15 protein-coding genes are annotated in these 12,727 nt (G+C 45.4%); 11 read left to right on the forward strand and 4 right to left on the reverse strand.

All coding sequences use genetic code 11. The features are described from left to right. Window positions 1–47 precede the first annotated feature (47 nt). The 6 genes from AC5SXE_RS03015 to AC5SXE_RS03040 all read left to right on the forward strand — a co-directional run bounded on the left by AC5SXE_RS03015 (window position 48) and on the right by AC5SXE_RS03040 (window position 2,945). Window positions 48–335 carry an ABC transporter substrate-binding protein gene (locus tag AC5SXE_RS03015; protein WP_493916548.1) on the forward strand — a complete coding sequence of 96 codons (288 nt, stop codon included), beginning with the start codon at window positions 48–50 and terminating at the stop codon, window positions 333–335. Continuing rightward, complete coding sequence (locus AC5SXE_RS03020) at window positions 307–459, forward strand: ABC transporter substrate-binding protein (protein WP_493916549.1); 153 nt, start codon at window positions 307–309, stop codon at window positions 457–459. Before AC5SXE_RS03015 ends, AC5SXE_RS03020 begins: the two co-directional genes overlap by 29 nt. Before the next feature lie 29 nt (window positions 460–488). After that, the gene (locus AC5SXE_RS03025; protein ID WP_493916550.1) at window positions 489–680 is read left to right on the forward strand and encodes a hypothetical protein; all 192 of its coding nucleotides are present in this window, start codon (window positions 489–491) and stop codon (window positions 678–680) included. A 2-nt stretch (window positions 681–682) separates the two neighbouring features. Then, entirely contained in the window at window positions 683–1,027 is a 345-nt protein-coding gene (locus AC5SXE_RS03030) for a hypothetical protein (protein ID WP_493916551.1), read from the forward strand. A 197-nt stretch (window positions 1,028–1,224) separates the two neighbouring features. After that, complete coding sequence (locus AC5SXE_RS03035) at window positions 1,225–2,037, forward strand: ABC transporter permease (protein ID WP_493916552.1); 813 nt, start codon at window positions 1,225–1,227, stop codon at window positions 2,035–2,037. Window positions 2,038–2,066: 29 nt separating this feature from the next. After that, window positions 2,067–2,945: an ABC transporter permease gene (locus tag AC5SXE_RS03040; protein ID WP_332636777.1), complete on the forward strand. Its 879-nt coding sequence runs from the start codon at window positions 2,067–2,069 to the stop codon at window positions 2,943–2,945. Here the strand turns inward: AC5SXE_RS03040 and AC5SXE_RS03045 are convergent. Together AC5SXE_RS03045 and AC5SXE_RS03050 are read right to left on the reverse strand one after the other, a co-directional pair. Next, a complete protein-coding gene (locus tag AC5SXE_RS03045) occupies window positions 2,942–4,267 on the reverse strand; it encodes a B12-binding domain-containing radical SAM protein (RefSeq protein WP_493916553.1) in 1,326 nt (441 codons plus the stop codon). The two genes, AC5SXE_RS03040 and AC5SXE_RS03045, sit on opposite strands and share 4 nt — an antisense overlap. A gap of 58 nt (window positions 4,268–4,325) precedes the next feature. Continuing rightward, window positions 4,326–5,222 (reverse strand): radical SAM protein, encoded by an 897-nt coding sequence (locus tag AC5SXE_RS03050; protein ID WP_493916554.1) that lies wholly within the window; start codon window positions 5,220–5,222, stop codon window positions 4,326–4,328. 386 nt (window positions 5,223–5,608) lie between these two features. Here AC5SXE_RS03050 and AC5SXE_RS03055 point away from each other — a divergent pair, with 386 nt between their 5' ends. The 3 genes from AC5SXE_RS03055 to AC5SXE_RS03065 all read left to right on the forward strand — a co-directional run bounded on the left by AC5SXE_RS03055 (window position 5,609) and on the right by AC5SXE_RS03065 (window position 7,940). Then, window positions 5,609–6,319 (forward strand): SagB/ThcOx family dehydrogenase, encoded by a 711-nt coding sequence (locus AC5SXE_RS03055; protein ID WP_310847279.1) that lies wholly within the window; start codon window positions 5,609–5,611, stop codon window positions 6,317–6,319. Between the two features lie 26 nt (window positions 6,320–6,345). Continuing rightward, window positions 6,346–7,269 (forward strand): RadC family protein, encoded by a 924-nt coding sequence (gene radC, locus AC5SXE_RS03060; protein WP_493916555.1) that lies wholly within the window; start codon window positions 6,346–6,348, stop codon window positions 7,267–7,269. Between the two features lie 191 nt (window positions 7,270–7,460). Next, window positions 7,461–7,940: a hypothetical protein gene (locus tag AC5SXE_RS03065; RefSeq protein ID WP_493916556.1), complete on the forward strand. Its 480-nt coding sequence runs from the start codon at window positions 7,461–7,463 to the stop codon at window positions 7,938–7,940. A gap of 260 nt (window positions 7,941–8,200) precedes the next feature. Here AC5SXE_RS03065 and AC5SXE_RS03070 read toward each other — a convergent pair whose 3' ends face one another. Beyond that, window positions 8,201–8,338: a hypothetical protein gene (locus AC5SXE_RS03070; RefSeq protein ID WP_332636787.1), complete on the reverse strand. Its 138-nt coding sequence runs from the start codon at window positions 8,336–8,338 to the stop codon at window positions 8,201–8,203. Further along, a complete protein-coding gene (locus AC5SXE_RS03075) occupies window positions 8,320–8,865 on the reverse strand; it encodes a flavin reductase family protein (RefSeq protein ID WP_332636788.1) in 546 nt (181 codons plus the stop codon). The genes AC5SXE_RS03070 and AC5SXE_RS03075 overlap by 19 nt, the downstream gene beginning before the upstream one ends. Window positions 8,866–9,279: 414 nt before the next feature. Between AC5SXE_RS03075 and hypD the strand changes: the two genes are divergently transcribed. Then, window positions 9,280–11,706 (forward strand): trans-4-hydroxy-L-proline dehydratase, encoded by a 2,427-nt coding sequence (hypD, locus tag AC5SXE_RS03080; protein ID WP_493916557.1) that lies wholly within the window; start codon window positions 9,280–9,282, stop codon window positions 11,704–11,706. Then, a complete protein-coding gene (locus tag AC5SXE_RS03085) occupies window positions 11,693–12,646 on the forward strand; it encodes a glycyl-radical enzyme activating protein (protein ID WP_493916558.1) in 954 nt (317 codons plus the stop codon). Before hypD ends, AC5SXE_RS03085 begins: the two co-directional genes overlap by 14 nt. Window positions 12,647–12,727 lie beyond the last annotated feature (81 nt).

Genomic DNA, 12,727 nt, shown 5'->3' on the forward strand with positions numbered 1-12,727 from the left:
ATGGAGAATATTATGGAATTAAGACGGTGATGGGAACGGGTCCATTTATGTTCAAGAAATGGGTACGTGGAGACAGGATAGTGCTCGTCAAAAACCCTGATTACAATTGGGGTCCTGAATGGATGTCCAATCGGGGGCCGGCCCTTTTCGACGAGCTGGTCATTCGGACTATACCCGAGGAAAGTTCCCGCATTATGGAGCTCGTCACCGGCGGGATTCACGTACTACGCGATGTGCCTCCTTTGCAAGCTGACAAACTAAAAGAAAACCCTGACATTAATATATTTATCGATCAGATCGACGAAGTTGGGGTACCTTGCTTATGCTTGCGATAAAAAACCATTTGATGACGTACTTGTCAGGCGGGCAATTAATCATGCCGTCGATAGGGAAACGATAGTGAAATACATCTTTAGTGGCTATGCTACCCCGGCGTACGGCTATCTTCCCCGGCGCTGAAAGATGAATATCTGGAGGAGAGCGAGGAGTTGGGCTACAAGTACGATCCGGCAAGGGCGAAGGCCTTGCTTGCCGAGGCGGGATTTCCTAACGGCTTTGAAACAACCCTTCTGCCGAAAACGACTCTACATCGAAAAGGCTTGCAGAGGTCCTTCAGGCGCAACTCGCTGAAGTTGGCATCAAGGCCAAGATTCAACTTTACGATAGTGCAAGCTATGTAGCCATGCTAAAAGCGGGTCAACAAGACCTTTTCGTCCGCCTCTATAGCTGGCCCAATGCGGATATTCTCGATTGGTTCTTGTTGTCAGCGCAGTTTCCTTACCCGAATCACTCTCGCTGGTGTGATCCCAAAACTGACGAATTGATCAACTCAGCGGCAACTGCCCCCACGTGGGAAATTCGAGCAGAAAGATATAAAGAAGTGCAGCGGTATCTTATAGAACAGGCGGTGTGGTGTCCGATCTACATTCCCGATAAGATGCTTGCTGTGCGCAAAGAGGTAATAAACTTTAAAAACCATCCGTGGATGATTCAATATAGCGACGGAATTGACATCGTAACGAAATAAGGTTTGTTTTTTAGTTAAACTCACATTTTTGGAGAAAGGGGATTTCGCAAGGGTCTCCTTTCTCCAAAGAGTAACAGGAGTGGTTATAATGCTTCGCTATTTCGTTAGACGAATGGCATTTCTGGTTTTAACTTTACTCGGTGCGACAGATCGTCATATTCTCCATGCTCCACCTGGCGCCTGGAGACCCGATAGATTTGATCGTCGGTCCCAATGTTATTCCGGAAGTGAGGGAAAATATACGTCATCAATACGGTTTAGATCGACCGCTGGCAGTCCAATATCTTAGCTTTATGAAATCGTTATTACACGGCGATCTGGGTAATTCGATAATTCAACACAAACCAGTTTCAGAGCTGATAGTGGAGAGGTTTTTTGTAACTCTTGAGCTAAGTTTGACGGCTCTGGTCATATCTTTCTTGATATCAATTCCCATCGGCATAAAGGCCGCGCTAAAGAGAAATACGGTCACAGATTATGCGCTCATGGCTCTTTCTTTAATCGGCATCTCAATGCCAACCTTTTGGTTTGGCCTCATGCTTCTTTATATTGTTGCCTTTAAGCTGAGGCTTTTCCCCGTCTCGGGTTATGGAACGTGGAGGCATCTATTTCTGCCTGCATTGACGATTGGGATAACCGATGCAGCTTTGCTTGCTCGAATGGTGCGCTCAAGCATGCTCGAAGTCATTCGTCAGGACTACATACGCACTGCCCGAAGCAAGGGCTTGCCGGAGCGAGTCGTGATTAATCGCCATGCCCTGAGAAATGCCCTGATTCCAATAATTACGCTGTTGGGATTGCGCATAGGATGGGTGGTGGGCGGTTCTGTCGTCGTGGAGATCGTCTTCGCCAGGCCAGGCCTGGGAAGGCTCATGGTAGATTCCATTTTGGCCCGCGATTACCCCGTCGTCCAGGGGGTCATGGTAGTCTTGACGACGTGCATCATACTGGGAAACCTCGTTGCGGATATTTTGTATGCGGTTGTCGATCCGCGAATAAAGCTGAAATGAGATTTGTCGGGTGAAAAGGTGGCGATTATATGGCTGAGGGGATCGCAAGCACGGAACTTACTAAGAGCGGTAACGCTTTTTACGGGTTAATGAGACGATTGCTTCGCAGCAAGGCCGCGGTTTTCGGGTTAGTCATTATAAGCTTGATGCTCCTATGTGCCTTATTTGCGCCGTTAATAGCTACCCATGACTATGCTAAACAGGATCTGCCGTCCATGTTGCAACCACCCTCGAAAGCACATTTGTTTGGCACTGACGAGTTTGGTCGCGATATTTTCAGCAGGGTAGTTTATGGTTCCAGGGTATCCATGAAAGTTGGTTTTCTCGCGGTCGGCATTTCCTTGCTGACGGGTTTGTTCTTTGGGTGCATTGCCGGTTATTACGGTCGCCTTTTGGATAGCGTCATATGTGCACTGATCGATATTGCCTTGGCCTTTCCCATGACATTGCTGGCAATCGCTATCATAGCTGTCTTAGGCCCCGGGCTATTCAACGTATGTTTAGCAATAGCACTTTCGTCTTGGGGGTCATTTGCCCGCATTTCACGAGGTCAGTTTCTTTCTTTAAAAAACCAGGAGTTCGTAGAAGCAGCCAGGATTCTTGGATACTCAGATGCACGTATTATATTTCGTCATATCTTGCCTAATTCATTGGCGCCCCTGGTTGTTTTAACGACACTTGAAGTGCCTAAAGCCATAATTGTGGAGGCAACGCTGAGCTTTCTCGGGCTGGGCATACAGCCTCCTTTGCCCAGCTGGGGCTCAATCATGAGCTCGGGTCGTTCCTTTCTGTTTCATGCGCCTTGGATTACCATATTCCCCGGGATAATGATCATTTTAATCGTTATGGGTTTTAATCTGCTTGGGGATGCTTTGCGAGACTCCCTGGATCCAAGGCTTCGAAATTAGTGCTTCTCAATCGATGCTTTGGCCATTTTGCTCTCGAAATCAAGGGCCCTCTTAAAACTCAGGTTTAAGGTCAAAAGCGGCGCGAAATTAAGAAGATGTTGCAGTAAATTAAAATTCACGTTAAATAACCTCTTTAGGATTGAACCGTAGGAATAAAATTCCCTCCAAGCCCAGCTCATGCCCTTTTGCAATTCTTCAGGCGTCATTTGCGCCGGCATAAAAACTGCGTTGCCCATGTCATACTTCGACCAGTCTGTATCGATGATGCGGTTTTCAGAAGATAGCTTTTCGTGCAACCTCGTTCCGGGCAAGGGGGTTAGAATGCTGAATTGCGCTAAGTCTAACCTCGATTCCATCGCAAAATCTAAGGTCCTTTTAAAAACGTCCTTGTCGTCATTATCAAAACCGAAGACGAAAGCTCCCAACACGACGATGCCATGATCGTGCAAACGCTTTATTCCAACTTTAAACTCCTTGATATCATTTTGCACTTTGCCAATTTCTTGCATGCTTTCTTCCGAGATGGTTTCAAGGCCTATGAACAACCCCGCGCAGCCGCTTTTTCTAGCAGCTTTTAACAAGTCCGGGTCTCGAATTATGTTGAATGAACTTTGCCCAACCCATCGGATTTTATAGGGAATAAGGGCTTTGAATAATTCTTTGCTGTATTTTGGATTGCCCACGATATTGTCATCGATGAAGGCTACGAATTTGCCTTCGAGGTGCTCTATCTCCCTGATGACATCGGCTATGGGCCTGTGTCTGTAAGTTTTGCCGAAAAAATTTGACACGGAGCAGAAGGAGCAATCAAAAGGACAGCCCCTGCTTACTTGAAGGCTATTAACAAAGTAATATGCTTCCTTTTTGTATAGATCCCTTCGAGGCTCGGGTAAATTGACCAGGCTCGGGGGTTTTTCATTGAAATAAAATTGCTTTAAATCGCCGTTCTTAAAGTCCTCCAATAGCTTTTCCCATGTACCTTCAGCTTCTCCGATGACCACGGCATCGCAATGTCCTATGGCTTCTTTGGGGAGAGCGGAAGGGTGGGGACCGCCCAGCACAACCTTTGCGCCTCTTTTCCTGAACTTGTCTGCGATCCTGTATGCCCTCGGTGCGACTGAGGTCATAACCGTGATACCTACCAGGTCAGGTACGTCGTCATAATTGATGGGTTCTACATGTTCGTCTAAAATAGCGACTTCTATGTCCGGTTTTGTCAAAGCCGCGATCGTGCTCAGGGTGAGAGGTGGCATTTTAAGCGCCAGCTTTAACCTTTTTTTGTAGTATTCGTCCTTGCCTGGAGATATCAATAAAACTTTCACTTTGGATGACCGCCTTTCTTAACCTTCTCATTTTAGCTCTTGACGAGCATTCCTTTAATTATAGCCTGCATATACGATGAATTCCGTAATTTTGCGCTATTTCGATGGCCCTTTTGAATTCCATCCGCGTAATGGGCCTTGAAAGCTCCGGATATTGAAATGCTTTATGAAGAGGGCGGTACTGGTCCATTATGTTTACGAAGGTTTCCGTCGAAATTTCCGTGGCTAAAAACTCCATTACTTTTTCTGTCCCGGCAAGGTCGTTTGGAAGTACCAAGTGCCTGATCAAAAGCCCTTTAACGGCGATGCCTCTGTCGTCCGTCTTTAAATCTCCTACCTGTCTGTGCATTTCCCTGACTGCACTTTTTGCCACAGAAAAGTAATTAGGAGCCGAAGAATAACGAATGCCCCTTTCGTCGTTGCCGTACTTTATGTCCGGCATGTATATGTCTACGATGCCTTCAAGGAGCTTTAGCGTGTCAACGGAGTCGTACCCGCCGGTGTTGTACACGATTGGAACCTTGAGGCCTCCTTCGAAGGCATACAAAAGAGCTTCCATGATTTGGGGAACGCAATGAGTAGGGGAGACCAAATTTATGTTATGACAACCCATCTTTTGAAGTTCGAGCATCGTGTTCGCTAATTCTTGAGCGGAGACTTCCTTGCCCCTGCCAAGTTGACTGATGTCGTAATTTTGGCAAAAGACGCATGCCATGTTGCAATGGGTGAAAAATATCGTGCCCGAGCCATGTCTTCCTACCAGAACTTTTTCTTCCCCGAAGTGAGGTCCGAAGCTGCTTACAACGGCATTCCTTCCCGTCTTGCAAAAGCCTTTTTCGCCTTTAAGGCGATTTACGTGACACTTCCTCGGACACAGTTCGCAATCCGACGAAATTTCTAAAGCCTTTTCTAGGCGTTCTGATAGCTCTTTTAAGAATTCTTTGTCCTCTTTCATGATGAGCACCTCAAGTAAAAAGGAGCTAAATTTACGCCCCTTGTTTGCTGTAGTTGGTAAAATTCCAGTCTAGACTGACGCGAGATGGTTTTCAATAAAACTTCGATACCTGCATTGCAAATTTGCTGCCCGATCATTGACGCCTCTTGTCTTGTAAAAAGTGAAGTTATCTTATTATTTGCATGAAAGTAACGCTACTCGTATTATAACAGACGCATTGTTAGGCCATCCGGCTCCTTGGCGAATCTGGCGAACATCTTTTGCTAAAATGATATAGCAATATATGCTTGGAAGATAGCGAGTGAAGTCACAAAAAAATCTCGACAGCAGCACGGCCATATCGAAAATAGGTGTGAACCATTATTTGCCGAAAAAGTGGTGATTTTATGAATAAAACAAAGTTAATAATCATGCTTGTGGCATTAATATGTTTAGGAACGGGAGGGTTTTCCATGATGACAGGAGCAGGATACGGAAGTGAACCGGGGAAGCGTGTCAATGGAAAAATAAAACTGCCTGAACCCAAATACGAGAGCGACACCTCTGTTGAAAAAGCTTTGCTTGAACGAAGATCTGTTCGCAGGTACAAAGATGAACCGCTGACTCTTAGCGAGGTTTCACAACTTCTTTGGGCTGCGCAGGGAATCACCGGCCAAAGATGGGGCTTTAAAACGGCACCTTCCGCAGGCGCGCTTTACCCGCTTGAATTGTACGTCCTGGTGGGCAATGTAGATGGCATCGCAAAAGGCGTATATAAGTATGTGCCTCGTGGACATGAACTCTCGAAAGTCATGGACGAAGATTTGCGAGGCGGTCTGGCTGCCGCCGCTCTCAGGCAATCTTGCGTCAGGGACGGCGCTATTGCCATGGTATTTACCGCAGTTTACGAAAGAACAACCGGGAAATACGGCGATAGGGGCATCAGATATGTGCACATGGAAGTCGGGCACGCCGCTCAAAATGTTTGTCTGCAAGCCGTTTCTTTGGGCCTCGGCACAGTGGTCGTTGGAGCCTTTAGGGATGAGGAGGTAAAAAAAGTTTTAAGCCTTCCAAAGGATGAACGTCCATTGTATATAATGCCCATAGGAAGGATATAAGTGTTTACACGGAGGTTGTTATCGGGATGAGCGACGAGATTTTGCCGGAGAAAGAACTGCTTGACTTCATGGTGGCAAACGCCATTTATCCGATGTGCAGCAAAAAAGGAAAGGTATATTTGAGATGTCCAAAAAAGGGGTTGCTTACCGAAGAAAGGTCGAGTGACATCATTCGGCAGTTAAACATCAATACAGCCGATGAATGTGAAAAGTTAAGGGGAAAGATTAAAAGAATGGTAGCGGAGCGGAAGTCAACCCGACCGATCAAAGAATGGGTGAAAGAAGAAAGGCCAAGGGAGATGCTCGTGCAACTTGGAGCGGAAAATTTACCCTTGGCCAAGCTTTTGGCGATAATTTTGAGGACCGGAAAAGACGGCATGAGCGCCGAAGAGCTCGCAAGGACTTTGCTCAACCGTTTTGGATCGCTTCGAGGTATAGATTCGGCGCCCATATCAGAGATTTCCAAAATCGATGGAATTGGCCTTGCCAAGGCGGTGCAAATAAAGGCGGCCTTTGAGCTTGGCAAGAGACTTTTTAAGGAAAAGGCCGAGACGAAGAAAAAATTAAATAAACCTGACGATGTGATCGGCTATGTTTCCGAATTTTATGCTCCCTATCTGAGGGATAAGCAAAAGGAAGTTTTTAGCGTCATTCTTTTGGATATTAAAAATAAGCCCATTGGAAATGTTGAGATAAGCAAGGGCAGCGTAAATGCCACCGTGGTCGATCCCAAGGAAATCGTAAAGGCTGCGTCCTTAAAATCCGCATCTTCCGTCATACTGGTTCACAATCATCCTTCGGGCGAGTGCGCCCCATCGTCTGAGGATATTGAGTTAACCAGTCGCATAGCGTACGCCTGCGACCTTTTGGGGGTAAATGTCCTTGATCACATCATCATTGGCAAAAATGCAGACGACTTTTACAGCTTTGCAACAGAGGGGTTGATATAAATTGACCGAGAAAGAACTTGCAGAATTATTGGGTCTGGGCAGAATTGAGACTATATAGCTGGACATCTTCAAGCTTATTTTATGGACTGATAGCTAGAGAAGCAGCTATTTGCTTTTCCGTAGAGCATTAGAATAACATTAATAAATGAAATACTACAATGCTTAAAATCTCTTAGAGGAGTGATTGTTATATGAGAAGAATAATACTATGTATGATGATGGTTGTAGTATTTGTGTTGTCGGTCGTTGGATATGGATATGCTGCCGATGACAATGTATTATGTATATTGCGCAATATTGATTATCAGATAAGTGATGAAAAACAAATAGTTGAAAAGAACAAAGGGAATGTAACAATTACTATAGATGAATATGGCGACATAGTATTTATTACTCCAGATCAGCAGTATTGGACTGCTAACTGTTTTGCGCTGTTAGATATATTACCATATTTTGATATATTCGAGGATGGTCAACTTAGATTACACGCAATAACAGATGAGAACGATATTACATTTCAAGTTGGGATTAGTAAACATGAAGGTATATGGTGCTTAGGTATCTTCAATCAAGAAAGTGCCTTAATGTTACATCCAAATGATAAAAACATAGGAAAAATAGAGCAGTTGAATAAAAAATTAAGAGATCTTTTTATAGAAGGGATTAATTAAGCTGAAAATATAGTAAGATATGTTATGGCAATGTTATTGGGGCCCATACTGACAATCTGTTTAGTAAATATGGGCCCTTAATGGTAAATTTTGCTGGTCAAGTCCAATTTCTCCTGTGAAAAGGATAGTCTATGCATGATTAAGATACTTCCGCCAGTTCACGATCCGGTTGCAAGTTTTCTTCAATGCCCAAATTTGCCCTCAACCGATCCAGGTTATCCTTGGGGCTTATATACTCAGATGTTTCCCTGGAGCGCTCTTTACCTTTTTTCCCTAGGTTTCCCTTTTGCTTCGAGCATCTCCTGAAATACGATGGCAGCCGCTTTTTCAATCACTTCGCTTTCCAGGCCTTCAATCTCCTCCCCTAGCTTTTCGAGGATTAGAGTGTATCCTGCCACTTCACCATCCTTTCCTTGAGGTCTATTGTCTCTCCGTCGACTACGAAAGTTCCGTCTCCGTTGGCATGGCATGTCCTGCGCTCTTTGCGGTCAGGGTCGATCCACGCCCTCACACCCTCTAGGATGGATAACCCGTATTTATCGGTGAGAGTGGTATCGACCACGCGACATTCTATGTTAGCTAGACACTCGGCGATGAGGGGAGCCTGGACGTCTTTGGCCGGCAGGGGCGTAAGGTCAAAGCGTGCAAATTTATCTATGTCTCGTCCGGAACAGTTTCCTATATCTACAACCTTTTCTAAGAGGTCGACCGTGGGCACGGCGATAACGCACTCCTTGGTCGCCATCAGTGCGTTATAACTCCAATCCCAGGGACCTATAATGCAGCCTATGAGTGGCGTAAAATCCACAACCATGTGCCAACTCAATGTCATGACGTTGGCTTTTCCCTTATGAGCGGTAGATACTAGAACCACCGGGCCTGGTTCGATGAATTGGAATGCCTTAGAAATTGGAAATTCTATCATGTCCTTTCACCTCGTCTAATTATTTTGTCTAGCTTTGAAGCTTTCCCCTCGTTTTTGCCAACCTTGGGCCACAAACCTAGCAAATTTGAGTATTTTAATTTTAGAAGTCTCAAATATAGTGGCAATATGTTGCTTGACCACCCAGCGTCGTTTATCGTTTTGTTAAAAAAGGAAAGCCAGTTGCATTATAACAATAATGAAAGTTTACAAAATCGTCGTATCCGATTTAACTCAGGCGACCTAATAAAAACAGGACTTTTTTCTTCGTCAAGCTGTAGTGTAATATATGGAAGTATGGACCTGAGAGGGCGTATAATACAATCAAAGTATAATACAATCAAATTAGAAATAATTATAAAATTCTCAATTAGCATATAATTAGCTTATTTTATGGATAATTAGGAGGCATTTTAAATGTCAGAAGTTAGAGTAGAAAAGGAAATGGCAAAGAGAAGATCTGCCGTAAGGCCGATGAATAGCCGCATTGCGAAGTTGCGTGAAGAAAGCGTCGGCGCCGAGGTAAAGATCTCAAGCGAACGAGCGAGGCTCGTGACCGAGTTTTATAAAAGCGGCGTGGCAGACGGCAAATCGGAACCGGTTAGGCGCGCCATGGCCTTCAAGTATTTGATGGAGCATGTAAGTTTACCCGTAGAAGAAGGTCAGCTAATAGTAGGTCTTCGCGGCACCGGGCCTCAGGAAGTGCCAACCTATCCCGAAATATGTACTCACGACCTCGAAGATTTAAAGGTCTTAGATACAAGAGAAAACATGCCCTATAAGGTTGACGAGGAGACCAGAAAGATATACGAAAAGGAGATCATACCCTTTTGGAAGGGCAAGACTACGAGGGAGATCATCTTTGAAAGCCTTCCCGAAGAATGGATCGATGCCTACGAAGCCGGAATATGGACCGAGTTCATGGAGCAGAGGGCGCCCGGTCATTCTGCCGGAGGGGAAAAGATTTTCGCGACGGGCGTTTTAGACATCAAAGAAGATATAAAAAGACAGATGGAGATGTTGAACCCGGCTGATCCTGCTTACTACGACAAAATGGAAGAGCTCAAAGCCATGGACATCGCTGCAGACGCCATATTGATATACGCAAAAAGGTACGCCGCAAAACTTAGGGAATTGGCCAAAGTTGAAAATGACGTAAAAAGAAAGGCCGAGCTTGAAAAGATGGCTCAAATATGCGATAAGGTGCCGGCCCATGCGCCCGAGACCTTTTGGGAGGCCCTGCAACACTATTGGTTCGTCCATGTTGGCATCGTGTATGAGACAAACCCCTGGGACTCCTTCAATCCAGGCAGGTTGGATCAGCACCTTCTTCCTTTTTATGAAAGGGAAGTTTCAAGCGGAATGCTTGCTAGAGATGAGGCAAAGGAACTGCTCGAGGCGTTCTGGGTTAAGTTTAATAATCAGCCGGCAGTGCCGAAGGTGCGCGTTACGGCAGAAGAAAGTTTCACATACAACGACTTCACGAAAATTAACATAGGAGGCCTTAAAAAAGACGGTTCTGACGGAGTGAACGAAGTCTCCTATTTGTTACTCGAAGTTCTAGACGAGATGAGGACTCTGCAGCCAAATACTGCGGTCCAGGCGAGCGTCAAAAACCCTGAGCGCTTCATCGTGGAGGCCTTAAACGTGGTGGGACCTGGGTTTGGCGAACCTCCATTTTTCAACTTCGACGGCGTCATCGTTAAGGCTTTAAGACAGGGCAAATCTTTGGAGGATGCCCGCACTGCGGGTGTAAGCGGATGCGTCGAAACCGGCGCTTTTGGAAAAGAATCGTATATTTTAACCGGCTATTTCAACCTGCCGAAAATACTTGAGATCACCTTAAACGATGGAGTTGACCCCGGCACCGGCAAAAAACTGGGTTTGAGCACCGGAAATCCCCGAAGCTTCAAGTCCTTTGACGAGCTGTGGGATGCCTTCATGAAGCAGGTTAAACATTTCATGGACATCAAGATGAAGGGAAACGACATAATAGAGTCAATATTTGCTAAGCACTTCCCTGTGCCTTTTATGTCCCTTTGGATATGCGATTGCGTGGAAAAGGCCAAGGACTACAACTGCGGAGGCACGCGCTACAACACCCAATACCTTCAGGTTGTAGGGCTTGGCACTATGGCCTACAGCTTGACGTCCCTTAAATACCACGTGTTCGACCAAAAAGCTGTATCGATGGATGAGCTGCTTGATGCCTTAAGATACAATTTTAGCGGGCAATATGAGATATTGCGGCAGACTATCTTGAACAAAACGCCTAAATACGGCGAAGACCAAGATTACGCTGATCTCATAGCCAAAAAATTGGTTGATCAAATCGTCAGTATGATCGAAAGTTACCCACCTTCTCCGATAAGAAGGGCATCTAAAAGGGCCTACTTTTTGCCCACAACTGCTCACGTATATTTTGGTAAAGTCACGGGTGCAACGCCCGATGGCAGAAAGGCAGGTTTCCCGGTATCGGAAGGCATTTCACCCGTCCAAGGAAGTGACAGAAAAGGCATCGCTGCGGTCTTTGGGTCAGTTTCAAAATGTGACTGGGACAAAACCGGCGGGGCCTTGTTAAACCAAAAGTTAAGTCCCGATTTGCTGGAGGGTGAAGAAAACGTAAAAAAGCTTGCTCAAGCAATCAGGACGTTTTTCATGATGGGCGGCCATCATGTGCAGTTCAATGTAGTTAGCACGGAGTTGTTAAAGGAAGCGCAAAAAAGGCCCAAGGATTTCCAAGACCTGATGGTAAGAGTTGCCGGCTACAGCGATTACTTCGTCAACTTGCCCAAGGGTTTGCAAGAGGAGATCATTGCGAGGACCGAACATGAAAGAATATGAAACATGTCAGGGATCTGGCCATACAAACGATGAAAGCAATAGCCCCGTAGGGTTGATATTCGATGTCCAAAGGTACTCCATACACGATGGGCCCGGCATAAGGACAACAGTGTTCTTCAAAGGATGTCCCTTGCGATGCTGGTGGTGCCACAATCCCGAGGGGATAGATCCCGTCAAAGAATTGATGTATTTTGATTACAAGTGCATGCGCTGCGGGGATTGCGCGAAAGTGTGCCCCACGGGGGCAATTGAGTTCAAAGGCAAACCAAGGATATTTCGACCGCTTTGTACAGCCTGTGGTAATTGTTCTGACGCATGTCCTGCCGGTGCCTTGAGGCTCGTTGGAAAGGAATATACCGTGGAAGAGCTCATGAAAGAAATAGAAAAAGACGTCCTGTACTTCGATAATTCAGGAGGCGGTGTGACATTTTCCGGTGGCGAACCTCTTTTTCAGGCTGACTTTTTGCTAGAAGTGTTAAAAGAATGTAAAAACAGATATATCCATAAGGCATTGGATACCGCCGGATTTGCCTCGCGTGAGGTGTTGGCCTCCGCAATGGGTTACGTCGATCTTTTTTTGTATGACCTTAAGTTAATTGACGAAAAAGAGCACATCAAATACACTGGTGTCTCAAATACCTTAATCAAGGAAAATTTGCGTTTCTTAGTGGATTCAGGCAGGGCTCAAGACGTAATACTTCGTTTTCCCGTCATCCCGGGGATAACCGATACGCCCGATAACGTAGATGACGTGGCAGAATTCATATCTAATTTGCGCGGTTTAAGAGAGATCAACTTGCTTCCCTTTCACGATGTAAGTGAAAAATATCATAGGCTTGACAGGGAGTATTTGATGACGGTCCGCAAATCTCCGCCTCAAGAAAAGTTGCTGGAAATCAAGGAAAAGTTTGAGAGCATAGGTTTACGCGTAAAGATTTAGCGGCTCGAAAAATCTATCAAACAAAGGCAAAGCAAAGACTGGAAAAGCTTTTAAAACAACGCCCCAACCTCATGTACTTTT

The organism is Acetomicrobium sp. (genome assembly GCF_059026225.1).